Origin of the sequence: Streptococcus sp. 3.1, assembly GCF_016648915.1 — a bacterium.
In the GTDB taxonomy this organism is placed as follows: domain Bacteria; phylum Bacillota; class Bacilli; order Lactobacillales; family Streptococcaceae; genus Streptococcus; species Streptococcus salivarius_E.
Genome location: NZ_JACLQV010000002.1, coordinates 19885 through 38679, shown reverse-complemented (window position 1 = coordinate 38679; position 18795 = coordinate 19885). Strand labels below are relative to the sequence as shown.

At 39.2% G+C, this 18795-nt stretch carries 20 protein-coding genes and 1 pseudogene; all 21 read right to left on the bottom strand.

Annotated elements, in window-relative coordinates; genetic code table 11:
* Window positions 1-5: 5 nt before the first annotated feature.
* The 21 genes and pseudogenes from atpD to H7U02_RS01370 all read right to left on the bottom strand — a co-directional run bounded on the left by atpD (window position 6) and on the right by H7U02_RS01370 (window position 18737).
* Window positions 6-1412 (bottom strand): F0F1 ATP synthase subunit beta, encoded by a 1407-nt coding sequence (gene atpD / locus H7U02_RS01470; protein ID WP_002890209.1) that lies wholly within the window; start codon window positions 1410-1412, stop codon window positions 6-8.
* Between the two features lie 76 nt (window positions 1413-1488).
* Window positions 1489-2367 carry a F0F1 ATP synthase subunit gamma gene (locus tag H7U02_RS01465; RefSeq protein ID WP_002890208.1) on the bottom strand — a complete coding sequence of 293 codons (879 nt, stop codon included), beginning with the start codon at window positions 2365-2367 and terminating at the stop codon, window positions 1489-1491.
* 18 nt (window positions 2368-2385) lie between these two features.
* Entirely contained in the window at window positions 2386-3891 is a 1506-nt protein-coding gene (gene atpA / locus H7U02_RS01460) for a F0F1 ATP synthase subunit alpha (RefSeq protein WP_037601955.1), read from the bottom strand.
* A 15-nt stretch (window positions 3892-3906) separates the two neighbouring features.
* A complete protein-coding gene (locus H7U02_RS01455; RefSeq protein WP_037601953.1) occupies window positions 3907-4443 on the bottom strand; it encodes a F0F1 ATP synthase subunit delta in 537 nt (178 codons plus the stop codon).
* Complete coding sequence (gene atpF, locus H7U02_RS01450) at window positions 4443-4940, bottom strand: F0F1 ATP synthase subunit B (RefSeq protein ID WP_014634008.1); 498 nt, start codon at window positions 4938-4940, stop codon at window positions 4443-4445. The genes H7U02_RS01455 and atpF overlap by 1 nt, the downstream gene beginning before the upstream one ends.
* A 20-nt stretch (window positions 4941-4960) precedes the next feature.
* On the bottom strand, window positions 4961-5668 hold the full coding sequence (atpB, locus tag H7U02_RS01445; RefSeq protein WP_037601951.1) for a F0F1 ATP synthase subunit A: 708 nt from the start codon (window positions 5666-5668) through the stop codon (window positions 4961-4963).
* Between the two features lie 32 nt (window positions 5669-5700).
* Complete coding sequence (locus H7U02_RS01440; RefSeq protein ID WP_002890193.1) at window positions 5701-5898, bottom strand: F0F1 ATP synthase subunit C; 198 nt, start codon at window positions 5896-5898, stop codon at window positions 5701-5703.
* Window positions 5899-6243: 345 nt separating this feature from the next.
* Window positions 6244-6555 carry an IS3 family transposase gene (locus tag H7U02_RS01435; protein WP_201042659.1) on the bottom strand — a complete coding sequence of 104 codons (312 nt, stop codon included), beginning with the start codon at window positions 6553-6555 and terminating at the stop codon, window positions 6244-6246.
* Between the two features lie 188 nt (window positions 6556-6743).
* Complete coding sequence (locus H7U02_RS01430) at window positions 6744-6977, bottom strand: transposase (protein WP_201042657.1); 234 nt, start codon at window positions 6975-6977, stop codon at window positions 6744-6746.
* A gap of 640 nt (window positions 6978-7617) precedes the next feature.
* Window positions 7618-8715 carry a hypothetical protein gene (locus tag H7U02_RS01425; protein WP_201042655.1) on the bottom strand — a complete coding sequence of 366 codons (1098 nt, stop codon included), beginning with the start codon at window positions 8713-8715 and terminating at the stop codon, window positions 7618-7620.
* Window positions 8716-8788: 73 nt separating this feature from the next.
* Entirely contained in the window at window positions 8789-11440 is a 2652-nt protein-coding gene (locus tag H7U02_RS01420) for a valine--tRNA ligase (protein WP_201042654.1), read from the bottom strand.
* Between the two features lie 13 nt (window positions 11441-11453).
* The gene (locus H7U02_RS01415) at window positions 11454-12650 is read right to left on the bottom strand and encodes a hypothetical protein (protein WP_257056723.1); all 1197 of its coding nucleotides are present in this window, start codon (window positions 12648-12650) and stop codon (window positions 11454-11456) included.
* Between the two features lie 69 nt (window positions 12651-12719).
* Window positions 12720-12842, bottom strand: a pseudogene (locus tag H7U02_RS11465) (GNAT family N-acetyltransferase); the annotation flags it as partial.
* Between the two features lie 13 nt (window positions 12843-12855).
* On the bottom strand, window positions 12856-13434 hold the full coding sequence (locus H7U02_RS01405) for a flavin reductase family protein (RefSeq protein WP_201042645.1): 579 nt from the start codon (window positions 13432-13434) through the stop codon (window positions 12856-12858).
* A 396-nt stretch (window positions 13435-13830) separates the two neighbouring features.
* Window positions 13831-14109 carry a hypothetical protein gene (locus tag H7U02_RS01400; protein ID WP_142390731.1) on the bottom strand — a complete coding sequence of 93 codons (279 nt, stop codon included), beginning with the start codon at window positions 14107-14109 and terminating at the stop codon, window positions 13831-13833.
* 11 nt (window positions 14110-14120) lie between these two features.
* Window positions 14121-14336 carry a hypothetical protein gene (locus H7U02_RS01395; protein ID WP_037612505.1) on the bottom strand — a complete coding sequence of 72 codons (216 nt, stop codon included), beginning with the start codon at window positions 14334-14336 and terminating at the stop codon, window positions 14121-14123.
* A gap of 227 nt (window positions 14337-14563) precedes the next feature.
* Window positions 14564-14767, bottom strand: coding sequence for a hypothetical protein (locus tag H7U02_RS01390; protein WP_002886082.1), 204 nt, complete (start codon window positions 14765-14767; stop codon window positions 14564-14566).
* Window positions 14768-14899: 132 nt separating this feature from the next.
* Window positions 14900-15517 (bottom strand): PepSY domain-containing protein, encoded by a 618-nt coding sequence (locus tag H7U02_RS01385; protein ID WP_070576484.1) that lies wholly within the window; start codon window positions 15515-15517, stop codon window positions 14900-14902.
* A 112-nt stretch (window positions 15518-15629) separates the two neighbouring features.
* Window positions 15630-16514: an EamA family transporter RarD gene (rarD, locus tag H7U02_RS01380; protein WP_201042643.1), complete on the bottom strand. Its 885-nt coding sequence runs from the start codon at window positions 16512-16514 to the stop codon at window positions 15630-15632.
* Window positions 16507-17367, bottom strand: a complete 861-nt coding sequence (gene thrB, locus H7U02_RS01375; RefSeq protein WP_201042641.1) for a homoserine kinase — start codon at window positions 17365-17367, stop codon at window positions 16507-16509. Before thrB ends, rarD begins: the two co-directional genes overlap by 8 nt.
* An 83-nt stretch (window positions 17368-17450) precedes the next feature.
* A complete protein-coding gene (locus H7U02_RS01370) occupies window positions 17451-18737 on the bottom strand; it encodes a homoserine dehydrogenase (protein ID WP_201042639.1) in 1287 nt (428 codons plus the stop codon).
* Window positions 18738-18795 lie beyond the last annotated feature (58 nt).

The window sequence follows — 18795 nt, the reverse complement described above, 5'->3', positions numbered from 1 at the left end:
CCTCATTAGTAGCCCATAGCTTTAGCTTTAGCTACTACATCCTCAATTGGACCTACGCTACGGAAGGCATCTTCTGGAAGATTGTCATATTTACCTTCAAGGATTTCTTTAAAGCTACGAACGGTTTCAGCAACTGGAACATAAGAACCTGGTTGACCTGTAAACTGTTCAGCAACGTTAAAGTTTTGTGACAAGAAGAATTGGATACGACGAGCACGTCCAACCAATGTTTTTTCTTCGTCTGACAATTCATCCATACCAAGGATAGCGATAATATCTTGCAATTCACGGTAACGTTGAAGCACACGTTGAACTTCAGTCGCAACAGCATAGTGTTCTTCACCAACAATTTCAGGTGAAAGGGCACGTGAGCTTGATGCCAATGGGTCAACGGCTGGGTAAATACCCATTTGTGTCAACTTACGTTCAAGGTTGGTTGTTGAATCCAAGTGAGCAAATGCTGTAGCTGGCGCTGGGTCAGTATAGTCATCGGCTGGAACGTAGATGGCTTGGATTGATGTAACAGAACCTTTTTTAGTTGATGTGATACGTTCTTGCAATTGACCCATTTCAGTAGCAAGTGTAGGTTGGTAACCAACGGCTGATGGCATACGACCAAGAAGGGCAGAAACCTCAGAACCTGCTTGAGTGAAACGGAAGATGTTATCGATGAAGAGAAGCACGTCTTGACCTTCGACATCACGGAAGTATTCCGCAATTGTCAAACCAGTAAGTGCAACACGCATACGTGCTCCAGGTGGTTCGTTCATTTGACCGAAGACCATGGCTGTTTTCTCAATAACGCCAGATTCTTTCATTTCCCAGTAAAGGTCATTACCTTCACGTGTACGTTCACCAACACCTGTAAACACGGAAATACCACCGTGCTCTTGGGCAATGTTGTGAATCAACTCTTGAATAAGAACGGTTTTACCAACACCGGCACCACCAAAGAGTCCGACTTTACCACCTTTAAGGTAAGGGGCAAGCAAGTCGATAACTTTAATCCCTGTTTCAAGGATTTCAGTAGATGTTGACAATTCATCGAAAGTTGGTGCTTTTTTGTGAATTGGTTCACGCTCTGCATCTTCTGCAAAAGGTGCTTCCAAGTCAATGGTATCACCAAGAACGTTAAAGACACGTCCAAGGGTATCTTTACCAACAGGAACGCTGATTGGACGACCAGTGTCCAGAACTTCTAGTCCACGAGTCAATCCATCAGTAGATTCCATGGCAATGGTACGAACCACACCTTCTCCAAGTTCAAGAGCTACTTCGAGCACGATACGTTTAGACTTTTGTTCATCAGTATAAACGACCAATGCATTGTTAATCTCAGGGAGTTTATCACCGGCTGCAAACGCTACGTCTACAACAGGACCAACAACCTGAGCAATTTTGCCTGAGCTCATTGTTTTCTCCTTATGATAGTTTTTTGGATGACAATCATCCCTTTTTCATGTGTGTCTAATTAAGACAAATCTCTAGCTATTCAAGTGCACTTGCACCACCAACAATTTCAGTAATTTCCTGAGTGATGGCAGCTTGACGCGCACGGTTATATTGGATTGTCAAATCGTTAATCACATTCTTAGCATTATCAGTGGCTGTCTGCATTGCAGTCATACCCGCTGCGTGCTCAGCTGTTTTGGCATCTACGATAGCACCGTAGATAAGACTCTCCGCATATTGTGGTAAGAGTTGATCCAAAATAGTGTCACGATCTGGTTCCAATTCAAACTTGGTCAACACATGACCTTCTGATTCATTGGGATCCAAATCAGCGATAGGAAGCATTTGTTCCACACGAACTTCGCTAGACAAACTGTTAACATGGTGGTTATAGCACACATAGAGTTCATCAAAAAGTTCATTTTGATACATTCCTACAGCTTTAGAAATGATTTTTCCGACTTGATCAAAACTAGGTTGATCTTCAAGGCCACGAAGTTCAAAAGCAACATTCATGTTACGAGCCTTGAAGAAATCTGAACCTGTTCCACCAATGGAAATGATAGCATATTCATCTTCAGAATCATGGTCACGTTTAATCATGTCCAACACAGCTTTAAGAATTGTTGAGTTATAACCTCCAACAAGTCCTTTATCTGAAGTAATGACAATGTAACCTGTCTTACGAACTGGACGTGCATCCAACATTGGATTTGACGAACCATTAATTAATTCTGAATGTAGAAGATCTGTTGTGATCTGTCTAATTTTTGAGGCATAGATTTGGAAATCTTTAGCAGCTTGCTCAGAACGTGTCAATTTTGATGCAGAAACCATTTGCATGGCTCCTGTGATCTGACTCGTTTTCTTTGTTGAAGCAATTTTTGCTTGGATTTCTCTTAGAGAGCCTGCCATATGCTGTCCTCCCTATTTCTATTTGTATTCTGACTGATCTTTGAAAGCTTGGATAGCTTCATTAAGTACAGATTCCTCAGGAATATCCTTAGTTGTACGAATAGTTTCAAAGATATCCTCATGGTGACTATCAAAGTAGTCATAGAGTGCTTCTTCAAAATCCAAGATTTGATCAACCGGAACACTATCCAAGAAACCGTGTGTCAAAGCGTAAAGGATAACAACTTGTTTCTCAACTGGAAGTGGTTTATGAAGCGGTTGTTTCAAAACTTCGATTGTACGACGACCACGGTTCAATTTCGCTTGAGTCGCAGCATCCAAATCTGAACCAAATTGCGTAAAGGCTTCAAGTTCACGATATGAAGCCAAGTCAAGACGAAGTGTACCAGCAACCTTCTTCATCGCTTTAATTTGCGCTGATCCACCTACACGTGATACGGAAGAACCCGCATCAATGGCTGGACGAATACCTGAGTTAAACAAGTTTTCTTGCAAGAAGATTTGTCCATCTGTGATTGAGATAACGTTTGTTGCGATATAAGCTGAGATATCTCCGGCTTGCGTTTGGATGATTGGCAAGGCAGTAATTGAACCACCACCAAGATCATCTGAAACTTTAGCTGAACGTTCCAAAAGACGTGAGTGGAGATAGAAGACATCCCCTGGGTAGGCTTCACGACCTGGTGGACGACGGAGAAGCAATGAAAGTTCACGGTAGGCCACGGCTTGTTTAGACAAATCATCATAAACAATCAAGACGTGTTTTCCGTTATACATGAACTCTTCAGCCATTGCAACACCAGCGTAAGGTGCGATGTAAAGCAATGGTGATGGTTGTGATGCTGAGGCAGTCACAACGATTGTGTAATCAAGAGCACCATGTTTACGGAGAGTTTCTACTTGTGTACGAACTGTTGATTCTTTTTGACCAATAGCCACATAAATACAGATCATATCTTGTCCTTTTTGGTTCAAGATAGCATCAATGGCTACTGAAGTTTTACCAGTTTGGCGGTCTCCGATGACCAACTCACGTTGACCACGTCCAATTGGAACCAAGGCATCAATGGCCTTAAGACCAGTTTGCAATGGCTCAGAAACTGATTTACGTTGCATAACACCTGGAGCAGGTGTTTCAACTGGACGGAAACCTGTTGTTTCGATGTCACCAAGACCATCAACTGGTTGCCCAAGTGGGTTTACTACACGACCAATAAGGGCTTCACCAACTGGAACTTCCATGATTTTTCCAGTACGTTTAACAATATCGCCTTCACGAATTGCTACGAAATCCCCCAAGATAATGATACCGACATCATTAGATTCAAGGTTTTGGGCCATACCATAGGCACCATTTTCAAATTCGAGCAACTCACCACTCATGGCATTATCAAGACCACGAGCACGTGCGATACCGTCACCGATATAGGTAACGACACCAGTTTCAGTGACGTCAAAGTTTGGCTGGAAGTTTTCAATTTGCTTTTTAATTAAAGCGCTAATTTCTTGTGCGTTAATTGCCAAAAGTCACACCACTTTCTATTTCAAATTCGTTTTAAAGGTTTGCAATTGACTGCGAATTGACGTGTCAACAACCTTATTTTTTGCTTTGATGACGAATCCTCCGATGAGGTCCTCATCAATTTTTTCTACTAAACGACGTGTCTTAATCTCAAATTTTTGTGAAACAATCGCCAAAAGTCGGGCTTTTTGTTCCTCAGACAAGGGACTTGCTGATGTCACTGTGACATCGTAACTATTGTCTTCTTGGTCAAAGAGCTCAAGGACCAATTTCAACACATCATAGAGAATGTTGGCACGGTCATTGAGTAAGATTACCTCAAGAAAATTGTTCATATACACTGAACAAGACTCTTGAAACAAGCTCAAACTTTCTTTTTTAGCTTCACTTGTCACATTTTCCTGCGACAAGAAGGTTTTTAGATTTGTTTCAGCAAAAACTGTTAGGATTTGCCTTACTTCTTCTTGGATTGTTGACACGGCGTCTTGTTCAAAAGCGACTTCTACCAGGCTTCTGGCATACTGCTCAACAAGAGCTTGTGTTTTCTTATCCATTAAGCATCTCCTAATTGATCAAGATAGCTATCAATCAAGTCAGATTGCGCTTTAGCATCAAGGTTTTGTTTCATAACTTTTTCCGCCAAGAGGACAGTCAAGTCTGCAACTTCACCTTTAACGCCAGCAAGTGCTTCCACACGGCTTTGGGCAATGTCTTGATTTGCTTTTTCTTTCAAGCGTTTAGCTTCATCATGTGCTTCTGCAATGATTTTTGATTCTTGAGTTTTACCAGTTTCCTTGGCCCCATCAATAATTTGAGCTGCCTCAGTGCGAGCACCTGCCAACTCATCTTGACGTTTTTGTGCCAAGCTTTCTGCTTCTTGACGAGCATTTTCAGCACTATCAATATCTGTGGCAATTTTCTTTTCACGAGCAGCAAAGATTCCTGTAATTTGATCCCATGCGAATTTACGGATGAGGTAATACAAGAGAAAAACTGAGCCGAGTGTGATAATGATATTACCAAGTGTCGTACTATTAATAAGTATTGACATTTCATTTCTCCCTTTCTTAATTATTCTTCGTTGACTTTATCACCAATATAGTTTGAACTTAGGATAATAAAGACATAGGCTTGGATAAAGCCGATAAAGGCTGAAAAGGCAACCCAGACAAGGTTCAAAGCAAAGGATACAGGTGCTGCAAAAGCAGACCAGGTCACCAATTGAAGAATCAAGCCAGTAAGTACCTCACCAGAATAAATGTTACCAAACAAACGCAAGGCCAATGAAGCAGGGTTGGTTAATTGTTCCAAAATGTTCATTGGGAGCATAGCTGGGTATGGTGAAAGGTAGCCCTTTAGATAGCCTTTAAACCCTTTTTTACGGATCCCCTCAATATGACTAATGAGGGTAATAATCAAAGAAAGAGTGATAGTAACACCGAAGTTCGATGTTGGAGAAGTCCAAAAATTGTAATGCTCACTTTTTACAGACACAAGCAAACCTAAGTTGTTTGCTGTAAAAACAAAGGTGAAAATTACAAACAAGAGCAAACTATAATTCTTCGTGAATTTCCCAAGACTTTGAGAAATGGTACTATTCACAAACTCATAGATGAACTCAAGCACATTTTGTTTTCCCTTTGGTTTAATGGTCATCTTACGACTTGACCAAAAAACCACTCCAAAAACGATAATTACTGTCAAGAGAGACATGGCAAGGACAGTCAAGTCAAAATCAATCCCAAATAATGAGACGGTTGGATTACTTGTAGTTTCCACTGCTCATCCCTCCTTCATCTTTTATTTGTCTATTAGACAATGTAGCTAAGGGCAAACAATACGAAGAAGGTACCTTCGATAAAGGCAACACCAGTAAACATCAATGTTTGAAGTTTGCTAAACATCTCAGGTTGGCGAGCTGCAGCTTTAGCGATATTGGCAACGAGGATACCCTCACCAACAGATACACCCATAACGGCCAAACCGAGGGCTAAGATAGTTAGATTCATAGTAGAATTCTCCTTTTAATTTTTTTTACCCTGTTATTTTAGTCCTATTTTCCACGAAAGTCAATGAATTGACGGTTTTTAAGACGTTTTCACTGACTTTACCTAACGTTTTCATTTTACTTACACAAGCGTTTACTTTTAATGAAAAACTTTCTGCTTATTTCATAAAAACAAGCCTAACCTTGTGAGATTAGACTTGTTTGGGAGATTTATGAAAAAAGAAAGATACACTGTCTGACTTAAAACCAGAACATGTGAGCGCTACCGAACGACGTTCAGTAATACTTATTAGGATGACTATAGTATAACTTGAGTTCCTTAAAGAAAGCTGAAGGCGGGAATTATTTATAAAATATGAAAATAATTATTTATTCTTCGCCACCCATCCGAAAGTGTGTAGATATATGTTATGTCAGTTACCCACTTTTGATTGATTTTATCTGTTGAAAAATCACGATTTAACAAATCAGGGTATTCTTTAGCTTCTTGTTTTGACAATGAAGCAGGTCGGTATTTCTTTCTGACGATCGAACGAATATTTAATTCAGTCATCAGTTTTTGTACTCTCTTTTCAGAAATCTGGTATCCCTTTTCCAATAAATCTTTATGGATTTTTGGAGCACCATATCGCTTAGAAGAGGCAAGATAAGAGATCATAATCTCCTTTTTAAAGAAGTTTATTTTCTTGATCTCGTTGGCTTGGTTGGTGGCTTTTAAAGGCGTAGTAGCTAGACCGTGAAACTTGGAATAGGTTACACGTCACCTTAATATAAAACTGGTGACTAGCATAAAGATGATCGATCATTTGAAAGATAGTAGAATCTTTTATTTCTTCGCAAAGATCGTCAAGGCTTTTTTAAGATTTCATTTTCCTCCTTCATTTTAGCCATCTCTTTGCGCATTTGTTGGAGTTCATGAAGGGATACATTTTGATCTTTAAATTTCCCATATAGTTGAAGCCATTTGTATATAGTTTGGTTGGCAACTCCGTACTCTTTGACTAAATCTGAAACAGGCTGTCCTGCTTCATGCAATTGAACAATTGTTTCCTTGAACTCTTTGGTATATTTTTGGCTCATTTGGACATCTCCTTTTGGTTAGATACTATTCCACCAAAACGTGTCCATAAAATCATACTAACATCAATGTAAAAGCAAATTATAATTTTCAGTATTCTTAGCCATAAACATTTCCTCAAAAATTAATCTATCACAATTATACCTCAAAAAGGATATTTAATCATGTTTTTATCTTAAATTAGTGCCCTAAAGTTAATAGTTTTCATAATCTTTCACTCCTCCCTTAGGAAAGTCAACATTTACCAAGTGTTTAGCATTCCACTTGATAATGAAATGCTGTGCCCTTCTATCCAATTTATTAATGGTCTTGAAAAAGTTAAAATATAGCAAACCTAATATCTAGCTATTACGCATAATCCTCTCATCATGAGAATAGAGTTCTTAGCTACCATTAAAACACTCCTGCTTCGCAAAGTCAGCTTCTTGGTTCCCATAAAGATCCGCTATCTTTTTCAGTCAAAATCTATGAAAAAAATCTGATTTAGAATATTGTAAGCACTCGTCTATCTCGTCTATAAAGACAGTTTTTCATTCAGTTCATCTGACGAACGGACTAAAGTTGATATAGCCATAAAATTACTGCTTCTTGAAATAAAAGATAGTTTAGTTTTGATGTAGTTTTTCGGAAGTTAGTTTTATTTTATCTAAAAATTTTCTTAAAGAAATTCGAAAATTTTCCTTCATTAAATCTTCGCATTTGTTTTTCAACAAAAAGTCTTGTCTTTTCATCTGAATATTCTAATTCTTTATTCGGTAATAACTTTTTTAGAACCTCCCTAACATAATCGTCAAGAACTATTGAAATGCGCTCAATCTCATTTTGGTCAAATTTTATTCTATTTCCATGAGTATGCTGCGACCTAATCTTATATGCAATGGCAATGTTATCAACTATTTTTTGCTTTTCTGTCGATTCCTCTGACAATAAATTAGCTGTAATATACTTTAGCTTTCTTCCCATTCTACGCGTACCGTCTCCAAAGGCATATAAGCACTGTAGAACTTGCATATATTTATCAATTTTAGAAGCGAGTAAACTATTCTTACGTGCTTCTTGTAAATAGACAAGGGCTCTAGAATAACTTGCAAATTTACTTCTATCTATTTTATCGTTTTCAAATGAAGTATAATGATTGGTAATATGATTTCTCTCAATTTCTTTGGTTCCTATACGAGAATTTATAATTGGAAATACTAATTCATAATATTTTTTTATACTCTTAATTTCTCTGCCGTCAACTGAAACCACTTGATGACTCCCATTTGCCATTGTATAATTCATATCAGAATTTGAAGCAGAATAATACCCATTCTCAATAATCGTATAAGCTAAATTCGATTGTACACAAGAATCTTTCAAAAGCCAAATAGCAGTTGATAAAGAGACAAATTTAATTAGAAGATTATAATAATACTCGCCGTAAACTCTATCAGCAAGCTCTTTAATTTTTTGGTTTTTTATAGCTTCACTAGCCAATTGTTGATGATTTAATTTATCCTCATGCGAAAATTTTATTTCTTCAATCAAAGATAATTTATTCAAAAATTCTTCTAATCTGACACTACCAAAATATTCTTTAAATTGTTTTGAAAATTTCTTGTGATTTAAAAAATAATTTTTAGATAGGTCAACTTTTATAGATACACTAATCTCATCACTATCTCTAATAAAATTAAACAGCTTCAAATCTGTTTCACTAACTCCTAGAAAATTTAATTCCATAGTAATTATATTCATTATCTTCTCCTTAATCATTTAGTATGAGATCAATTATACCAAAAAAACACGGCATTCCGCCGTGCTTCTTTGTTTATTTAACCAATTTCTTCATTTCTTCAATACGTACGACTGTCGCATCGTATTTAGCTTGGTAATCTTCTTGTTTGTCGCGTTCTTTTTGGACGACTTCTGGTTTGGCATTGGCTACGAAGCGCTCGTTAGAGAGTTTCTTACCAACCATAGCCAGTTCTTTTTGCCATTTAGCCAATTCTTTTTCAAGACGGGCCAATTCTTCTTCGACATTAAGAAGGTCAGCGAGTGGCAAGTAGATTTCTGCGCCTGTGATGATGCTTGACATAACCAAGTCAGGTACTTCGACATCTGCTGCAATTTCCAAGTGTTCTGGGTTTGTGAAGCGTTTGATGTAGTTGACATTGTCATTGAAGAAGGCATCGAGCTTGCTATCACTAGTCTTGATCAAGATGGTGATTGGCTTGCTTGGTGCTACATTCACTTCAGCACGTGAGTTACGAACGGAGCGAATCACGTCTTTAAGAGCTTCTACACCAGCTGCTGCTGCTTCGTTTTCAAACTCTGGACGAACCACTGGGTATTCAGCAGTCACGATTGTTCCTTCAGAGATTTGGCCATAGATTTCTTCAGTCACGAATGGCATGATTGGGTGAAGGAGACGCAAGATTTGATCCAAGGTGTAAAGAAGAACCGAACGAGTGATGACTTTTTCGTCCTCATTGTCGCTATAAAGCACTTCCTTAGTTAACTCAACATACCAGTCCGCAAACTCATCCCAGATGAAGTTGTAGAGGATGTGACCAGCCACACCGAATTCAAACTTATCAAAGTTTTCAGTGACTTTTCCAATAGTTTCGTTGAGGTTGTGGAGAATCCAACGGTCTGTCACGTTACCTGCTTGGCCAACAGCCACTTTAGCTACATTTTCACGCGCCACATCCAAGGTCAATCCTTCATTGTTCATGAGAATGTAACGAGAGATATTCCAAATCTTGTTAATGAAGTTCCAAGACGCATCCATTTTCTCATAAGAGAAACGCACGTCTTGCCCTGGTGCAGAACCGTTTGAAAGGAACCAACGGAGGGCATCGGCACCGTATTTCTCGATAACATCCATTGGGTCAATACCGTTACCGAGTGATTTAGACATCTTACGTCCTTGCTCATCACGAATAAGTCCGTGGATAAGGACATTCTTAAATGGTTGGCGTCCTGTGAATTCCAATGATTGGAAGATCATACGAGACACCCAGAAGAAGATGATATCGTAACCAGTAACCAAGGTTGAAGTTGGGAAGTAACGTTTGAAGTCTTCTGCTTCCACTTCAGGCCAACCCATAGTTGAGAATGGCCAGAGGGCAGAACTGAACCAAGTATCCAAGACATCTTCGTCTTGTTTCCATCCATCACCTTCTGGTGCTTCTTCACCAACGTACATTTCACCCTCAGCATTGTACCAGGCAGGGATTTGGTGACCCCACCAGAGCTGACGAGAAATAACCCAATCGTGGACATTTTCCATCCATTGAAGGAAGGTATCGTTGAAACGAGGTGGGTAGAATTCTACTTTGTCGTCTGTATCTTGGTTTGCGATAGCATTTTTCGCCAATTGATCCATCTTAACGAACCATTGTGTAGACAAGCGTGGCTCAACAGGCACACCTGTACGCTCTGAGTGACCAACTGAGTGAGTCATTTTCTCAATTTCAACAAGGGCACCGATTTCTTCCAATTTCTTAACAACAGCCTTACGAGCTTCAAAGCGGTCCATGCCGTTGAATTCACCAGCCAATTCATTCATGGTACCATCATCGTTCATGACATTGACTTGTGGCAAGTTATGACGTTGACCAACCAAGAAGTCATTAGGGTCATGGGCAGGTGTGATTTTAACCACACCAGTACCAAACTCAGGGTCTGCGTGTTCGTCCCCAACGATTGGGATTGGCTTGTTCAAGATTGGCAAGATAACATTTTTACCAATCAAATCTTTATAGCGGTCATCGTTTGGGTTAACCGCTACGGCAGTATCCCCAAACATAGTTTCAGGACGTGTTGTTGCCACTTCAAGGGCACGTGAACCATCTTCCAACATGTAGTTCATGTGGTAGAAGGCACCTTCCACATCCTTGTGAATAACCTCGATATCAGAGAGGGCTGTACGGGCTTTGGGATCCCAGTTGATGATGAATTCACCACGGTAAATCCAACCTTTTTTGTAAAGCTCTACAAAGACCTTGCGAACGGCTTTTGACAAACCTTCGTCAAGGGTGAAACGCTCACGAGAGTAGTCTACAGAGAGTCCCATCTTACCCCATTGTTGCTTGATAGTTGAGGCATACTCGTCTTTCCATTCCCAAACTTTATCAAGGAATTTTTCACGGCCAAGGTCATAACGAGAAATGTCGTCTTCAGCCAAACGTGCTTCAACCTTAGCTTGAGTGGCAATACCTGCGTGGTCCATACCAGGAAGCCAAAGCGTATCAAAACCTTGCATACGTTTTTGACGGATGATAATATCTTGCAAAGTAGTATCCCAAGCGTGACCAAGGTGAAGTTTACCAGTTACGTTTGGTGGTGGAATAACGATTGAATAAGGCTTAGCCTTTTTATCGCCAGAAGGCTTGAAAACATCCTCATCAAGCCATTTTTGGTAACGACCAGCCTCAACCTCGGCTGGATTGTATTTAGGTGAAAGTTCTTTAGACATGTGTGTTCTCCTTTTATTCTGTTAAATAATAATATTTGCCGTCTTTTGATATTATTTTAGTTTCTTTTTTGAGTAAATTCTCAGTTGTATTTTTTATCTCAAGTGAATTATCTAATTGTTTATAAATTTGTGTGATTACAGAATTAGGTATTTCATTATATTTCCAATCATTGACAATCATTCCAGGAATTTCGAATAATAATCCTTCCCAACCTTGCTTAGCATATCTCTTATTATCCAAATCAAGTGCAAATGTTTTGATGCTCTCATCATGCCATTGATTTAATAAATTTCTAGCATCAGTAGATTGTTCAATATAAATGTTATATAAAGAATAACAATGATCAGAAGATACGGTACCCTTGTTTAATAGATAAATTAACCTTCCAATTTCTTCTAAAATCGAGAGCAAGTATTGTTGAAAGCTAATTAATCTATCAACTTCCTCGATACTCTCTTTGTACTTATCAAATTCATTGTTATGACCTTTAGAAACAATATTTTCTATCGTTAAATTGACTTGCTGTAATAATTCAACTGCATCATCTCTATATCGACTTAAGTCATCTAGAGAACGTTTTCTCAATTCATCATTTTCAATGATTTCGATATTAAATTTGGATATGTTACCAACTTTTCCTATTAAAGCTATTATTCTAGCTTTAAATTCAGTCTGTTGAAAATCATATATTTTATCGATTCCTTCTTGCATTTCGGTCATTTTAGTATCAATTTGAGCCATATAATATTGACCTACAACCATGGAGGAAATATTCATTACATCAGCTACTGTATTTGAGATAGCTGTTAAATTTTCAGCATCTATTGGTATAAGATTGGCTTGACCTGCAAGCTTATTATTTATGTTGTAACCACCGCGAAAAGCTCCCTGTAATTTTTTCGAATCATAAAGTTTTGCTTCAGGTGGGATAATTACTTGATAAATATTACCTTCTTTAACTTTATTTAATAACTCTTCAATAGATTTATTTTTGACATGATTGTTGAAGTTTTGAACAATTTGAGGCACAAGAGCATCTAATTTCGCTACAACATTTCCATCTGAAATCTCATGAATAGGTTTTTCATCAAGATTAATCTCTGTAGGTAAGAACTCAATTTTAGGCATTAGAGCTAAAAATTCCTCGTTTATTGGAGATACTTCATAATCAGTATTTGGGATAATTTCATTAGAATAACTAATATCCAACTTTTTCTTTTTTTTCTTTTTTATAAAAGTAAAAACTTAGAAGTATAAGCAATAAGATAACAAACCATTTCATTTCTCCTCCTCCCACTCACTCCTAAGAAAGCCATGCCTCAACTTATCACAGCGCTTGCCTCAAGCATCTTTGCGGTCTCGAATGCGAGCTTCAAGGGTAAAGCCAAGCTTCTCAGCGACTAGTTCTGGTAACTCAGCTCTTTTCATCCCTCTTCCTCGCTTTCTTGATAAAGCTTCCCATGTGGTCGACTCGGTCATCTAGATAGCGATAGACACGTTTATGACCATCTCCCATAAAGTAAGTCGGTGCAAAAGAATCATTACGGAAATGTCCCTTGTCATCTAGCAAACCAGGATCAGCAAGGCGGTCTAGGATCTTAGCAAAGATATGACAGATACGATCTTCCTCAATAATTCTGTCGACCTCACAATCCAGAACGACTGGACAGGCATCCAGGATAGGTGCTTGTGTCAAATCAGAAGGTTGAAAATCTATGCCGAGTTTAGCAATCTTCTCACGATGACTAATAAAACCAGCCTGCTCCATCTCCAGCATAAAACTTTCATCAGGAATATTCACTGTGAACTTCTGATAATGTTTAATCTGGTCTGCCGCATTTTCCTCGCTACCGACCCCTATAACGAGCCAATCTCCTAGACTATAAGAAGAACTACAAGTCGTCACATTATAGCCATAGGTCTGGTCCTGGTAACCCAAGATAAAAATGGGAAAACCATAGTACAATTTACTGGTCTCAAAAGATTGCTTCATGTCACCCTCCTCTGATAGGAACGTAGACCTCGCTTGCGCTCTGTCTGCATCAATATCTCTAAATTCACCTGCGACCTTCGGTCTTGGTTCTTTAAAAGCTATAGAAAATCCCTGCCATAACTATGACAGGGACGAATGTGTATCCGCGGTACCACCCAGTTTTGAGTGGTAACCACTCACAGCTTTCTTGATTCAATTTGACCATCAGCAACCAGCTTTGACATTTGTGCGGATTTCTCAGTACCACCGCTTCCTGTGACAAATGGGCTTCAAAGCACCTCTGAATGGTCTTATTTTATCACAATTTTAAGACCAAGACAAATGAAATTTTGATGGAAATCTTATTGATTTTTGAATTTGAAAGTATGTCCTTTGTCCTACTTTTCCTCACAATTTTCAATGGCTACTATTACCTTTCATGACAAGTTCTAACTTTGCTTGGCTTTCCAAATATCTCTTACGGTAAGTTATTGCCATCGTTTTATACTCTTCGGAGGACATTTTATAAAAAACTGCTTCTTCTTTGTAAGATTCTACAAACTGTTTGTAATAATCGATATCTTTTATCGGATTCTTAATAATCTTATCTATCAACACATAAATCCCTAAAAATACACCACCAAGAATCATCCCAAGAAAATAGGGCGCCACAAGAAATGATTTAATTAACTCCATGAAGTTCACCATCACTTTCCTTCAAAATCCTTCTGAAAATGTTCTTTATGAACTTTTAATTCAAGCCCACAAACATCTTTGAGCTTTTTCCCAGCTGCAACTCGTCTTTGATGTGCTCTAATTAAAACATGTTCGGACTGTGTATGACTAATAAAATAACACAATAGCAGGTAAGTAACTATAACCCCTAACATCATAGTAATTATCCTAACCACCAAGAAAATCATCTCTCTACTCCTCTCTTAAGGAACTTGCTGAAACCATTGTAACAAAACATCGGCTAAAATCGAGACCGTTTTCACAAGAAATGGCTCACTTATCATAAGTAAAAGCATTTATTTTATTTTAAGTACATGAATGATGGTATTATAGATATTTCAAGACAGATAATCTACATTCTAGATAACTTTATTTTCTATTAGAAAAATCCCTGTCTTCCGACAAGGATTTCATCTTATTTTTCTTCCTTAGCTCTTTCTTCTTTTAGCCATTTTTCATAGCTTTCGAGTAGATTGATAGCCATTTGGGTTGCCAAGGCTAGCGAGAAGGCTTCTGTACCTTCAGTTGTTTCGTCTTGGACTTCCAATTTACTTTCTTCGTAAATGGCTTTGAGAGCCTTATTGCTAAGCGTGTCTTTAAATGCTTGGAATTCTTTCATGGTCAAAGCCTCCTTGATTCTACGGCAAGATCTACAGCTACTGTTACCGTTTTCACCTTTAGTTTACACCATTTCAGAGAAATTGCAAGGATTTTCCTTAATAATAAGGAGAGCTTTCACTCTATCTGCGACCTACTGAGCAGGAGTCGCAGCCCCTGTGAGATACTCAGTCGTATAGGCTACGATAGCTCCCGAATCAGCATTTACCGCGTATTTATAACGTAGACCGCTAGCAGCATAGTCAAAGCTGATATTGTAGACCTTACCATCTCCTTCAGTCTTCAATTCCGTTTTCAAGTTTGTCACAGAACCTTCAGCTAGGCCAGCATGGTTAAGAGCTGTTGTTTGCGCAGTCTCTTTTGATACAGCTGTCTCTTCCTTGCTTTCACTAGGTTGAGTCTCGTCTTTAGGTTCTTCACCTTTTTGAGCGTCATCCTCATCCTTAGTTGTTGGATGGTCACTCTTATGTTTCAAAATAGATCCTGACTGACCATCAATTGTATACTCAAAATGGTTGTCTGACGTTGTGAAACTAATCTCATAACTTCCGTGAAGCCCAGAACGTGCTTTCGAAACTGTTGATTGAGAAATCTCAGAAGTTTTGACACCTGCATTTTTGTAAGCAATGTCTGCCGCATCTTGTTCTGACAAGCGATAACCTGAACCGTTAAAGATAAACAGGCCTGCAGCGATGGCAACTGGGATAGCGAGCAGAAGCAGATAGCCCGCTAGCTTTTTCATTTTTCGCATAAAATTCTCCGCTATTTTAATCTAATACTACTATTATATCTTAAAGTTCTAAAATTGTCAGATAAACTTGGCTCATTTTTAGGACAACATCATAAAAAGTTCCCGATAGCTATCAGGAACTTCTACGAAATGTTACTATTTGGCCAGTTACAAAGACTAGTATGGCCATCCAGATAAAGAGGAAGCCTTTCAACTCTCCAAAGCTGACCGTCTCACCAAAAATGAGGATGGCTACGAGAAGTTGAATCGTAGGATTAAGATACTGGATGAAACCAATAAGGTTAAGCGGTGCCCTTTTGACTGCTTCTGAGAAGCAAAGCAATGGAACAGCCGTCACCACACCGGATATGGCTAGGAGAAACATTTCCATGCTCGAATAGGAAGAAAATGATTCTGGAGAAAAGAAAACGAGATAGATAGCTACAAAAGGTAGTAGCAAGCCGCTTTCTACTAGCATGGCTACGTCACTGGAGAGTCTAACCCCTTTTTTGATTAGACCATAGAAACCAAAGCTCAGAGCTAACCCCAATGAAACCATGGGAAGTTTTCCTGTATTGGCAACAAGAACCAGTACTCCTATAAAGGCCAATACTACTGCTGCCCACATGGTCCTACTCAATGATTCACGAAGAAAAATGAGGGCAAGCAGGATAGAAACAATAGGCATAATGTAATAGCCCAGGCTAGCCTGCGTCGCTTGACCATGACCCACAGCATAGATATAAATCAACCAGTTAGCTGCTATGAGAAAACTAGCAAGTAGCATACGAAGCAAGGCTTTCTTATCCTGCCAAAGTTCCACAAGCTCCTTTTTGAAACGTGTACTTTGCTTAGCGACTAGGGCGTAAGTCAGCATAGTCACCACTGTAAAAACAATGCGCCACGAGAAGGTGTTGTAAGCCGAAACACCTGCTAAAAGCTTCCAAAAAAGGGATAAAAATCCCCATTGAATATAGGTGGCCAGACCAAAGAGTAGCCCTTGATTTTTTCTAGTCAACGACAACACCTGCTTTATCCACAGACAGGATGAAGGTTTCACCATCTAAACCAAGACCATCGATAGCCGTTTTAAGAGCTTCAGCCTGATCATTTGGCGTCAAGGTCATAACTGTTGGGCCAGCGCCTGAGAGATAGGTCGCATAAGCACCATATTGACCTGACAATTCCTTAATAGTCGCAAATTCCTTGACCAATTTTTGGCGGTAGCGTTCGTGGAACATATCCCCTTGAATAGCATGTCCCGCCTTAACCAAATCGCCTGCAAAGAGGGCAGCAATGGCAACGTTGGCAATAGATGATGCAGCTACAGCTTCTTTGTAAGACAGGTCACTTGGAAGTACCCCACGTGAATCAGACGTCTTAAGCTCATAGCTCGGAATGAAGGCTACAAAGGCACACTCTGGAAAGTCTGTCACGATGCTATTAACATGTTCATCCACATAAGAGGCTACAACGAGATTCCCAAAAATAGCTGGGGCAACATTGTCCGGATGACCTTCAATCTTGGTTGCAATATCAAGTTTATCATCGTCTGAGAGCTGCAAGTTTGCCAATTGATTGGCCAACTCGATTCCTGCGACAATAACAGAACTTGAAGAACCTAGCCCACGCGCCAAGGGAATATCTGATGCCATCACCAATTTATGGGGCTGCAAATCAGACTTAACTTGCAAGGCAGTTGAAATGAGGAGGTTATTTTCATCTGAAGGAATATCTCCCAATTCATGTTCGATATGCCATGCATCCGCTGGTTCAAGCACCTCGATTGTCAAATATTTAGAAACGGCAACACCCACAGAATCAAAACCTGGACCAATATTGGCAGATGTTGCTGGAACAGTAATTTTCATAATAATACACCAAAAGGAGGAAAGCCATCAGCGACTTTTCTCCTTGAATACCTTTCTTATACGCACCAGTATGGGCTTATCAATTAGTTAGACAAAACTTTCAATGTATTGACAACAGTGAAGTCTTCTGCTGCTTCAAGTTTTTCAGTAACAGCTTTGAGTTGTGTCTTAGACATAGCATGTGTAATCACAACGATACGAGCTGTTGTACCATTTGCTTTTTGTTGCAAGACTTGTTCAAATGAAATATCTTCTGAGTTGAAGATTTCAGACAAGTGAAGGATTTTACCTTTTTCGTCTGGCGTATCAAGGGCAAAGTAGTAGTTGCTCTTAACATCTGCTGGATTAGCCAATGGCAAGTCACGACGGAACTCATTAAATGGTTTACCCACATTGCCATCTGAAAGACGACGAGCAATACGGATAATGTCTGCCAAAACAGATGTTGCTGTTGGTTTTTGACCAGCACCTGGACCGTAGTACATTGATTCGCCAATACCGATAGATTCAACAAAGACTGCATTCATGACATCGTTGACGCTAGCAAGTGGGTGATTTTTTGGCAAGAATGTTGGGGACACTTCTGCTGAGATACCTGATTCTACTTCACGCACATCACCAACCAATTTGATGACATAACCTAATTCTTGAGCAACAGCTACATCATCAGTAGAGATGTTTGTAATCCCCTTGTGAGTCACATCGTCGAAATCAATTGTGGCACCAAATCCAAATTGGCTAAGGATAACAGCTTTATAAGCAGCATCAATACCTTCAACGTCGTTAGTTGGATCACTTTCGGCATAACCAAGTTCTTGAGCAGTCTTAAGAGCGTCCTCATATGACCAACCTTCGTCAACCATCTTAGTCATCATGAAGTTAGATGTTCCGTTAAGCACACCAAGGATACGTGTCACCTTATCAGACGTCAAAGAGTTAGCCAAAGTACGCAAAATTGGAATACCACCAGCAACAGCAGCTTCATAGTAGAAAGCCACTCCCTTATCTTGGGCAAGAGAAATCAACTCTTTTCCATGAGTAGCAATCAAGTCTTTGTTAGCAGAAACAACGTTTTTACCTGCTTCAAGTGCTTTTGTGATGAAGGTACGAGCTGGCTCGATACGACCCATCAATTCAACCACGATTTGAATCTCTTCATCATTAAGGATTTCGTCAACATTTGTGACAAAATTGTAGTCGTTTCCGGAAGCGATAAGACGATTTTTTTCCTCGTCATCTTTAACCAAAACTTTGGCAATTTCGAGTTGGTCACGTGAGGCCGCAAGAACCTTTTCACCATTTTCCTTCAAGAGGAAAGGAATACCGCTAGCTACTGTACCAAAGCCAAGCAATCCAATTTTAATAGACATTTACGATTTCTCCTTAAAAACATACATTTCTTTAATTGTACCACATTTCTATCGGAAT

What these genes read in the sequence shown, in the direction of transcription:
- atpD (WP_002890209.1), bottom strand. Translation starts at nt 1,412, where the DNA reads ATGAGCTCAGGCAAAATTGCTCAGGTTGTTGGTCCTGTTGTAGACGTA.
- H7U02_RS01465 (WP_002890208.1), bottom strand. Translation starts at nt 2,367, where the DNA reads ATGGCAGGCTCTCTAAGAGAAATCCAAGCAAAAATTGCTTCAACAAAG.
- H7U02_RS01455 (WP_037601953.1), bottom strand. Translation starts at nt 4,443, where the DNA reads ATGGATAAGAAAACACAAGCTCTTGTTGAGCAGTATGCCAGAAGCCTG.
- atpF (WP_014634008.1), bottom strand. Translation starts at nt 4,940, where the DNA reads ATGTCAATACTTATTAATAGTACGACACTTGGTAATATCATTATCACA.
- H7U02_RS01440 (WP_002890193.1), bottom strand. Translation starts at nt 5,898, where the DNA reads ATGAATCTAACTATCTTAGCCCTCGGTTTGGCCGTTATGGGTGTATCT.
- H7U02_RS01435 (WP_201042659.1), bottom strand. Translation starts at nt 6,555, where the DNA reads ATGATCTCTTATCTTGCCTCTTCTAAGCGATATGGTGCTCCAAAAATC.
- H7U02_RS01430 (WP_201042657.1), bottom strand. Translation starts at nt 6,977, where the DNA reads ATGAGCCAAAAATATACCAAAGAGTTCAAGGAAACAATTGTTCAATTG.
- H7U02_RS01425 (WP_201042655.1), bottom strand. Translation starts at nt 8,715, where the DNA reads ATGAATATAATTACTATGGAATTAAATTTTCTAGGAGTTAGTGAAACA.
- H7U02_RS01420 (WP_201042654.1), bottom strand. Translation starts at nt 11,440, where the DNA reads ATGTCTAAAGAACTTTCACCTAAATACAATCCAGCCGAGGTTGAGGCT.
- H7U02_RS01405 (WP_201042645.1), bottom strand. Translation starts at nt 13,434, where the DNA reads ATGAAGCAATCTTTTGAGACCAGTAAATTGTACTATGGTTTTCCCATT.
- H7U02_RS01400 (WP_142390731.1), bottom strand. Translation starts at nt 14,109, where the DNA reads ATGGAGTTAATTAAATCATTTCTTGTGGCGCCCTATTTTCTTGGGATG.
- H7U02_RS01395 (WP_037612505.1), bottom strand. Translation starts at nt 14,336, where the DNA reads ATGATTTTCTTGGTGGTTAGGATAATTACTATGATGTTAGGGGTTATA.
- H7U02_RS01390 (WP_002886082.1), bottom strand. Translation starts at nt 14,767, where the DNA reads ATGAAAGAATTCCAAGCATTTAAAGACACGCTTAGCAATAAGGCTCTC.
- H7U02_RS01385 (WP_070576484.1), bottom strand. Translation starts at nt 15,517, where the DNA reads ATGCGAAAAATGAAAAAGCTAGCGGGCTATCTGCTTCTGCTCGCTATC.
- thrB (WP_201042641.1), bottom strand. Translation starts at nt 17,367, where the DNA reads ATGAAAATTACTGTTCCAGCAACATCTGCCAATATTGGTCCAGGTTTT.
- H7U02_RS01370 (WP_201042639.1), bottom strand. Translation starts at nt 18,737, where the DNA reads ATGTCTATTAAAATTGGATTGCTTGGCTTTGGTACAGTAGCTAGCGGT.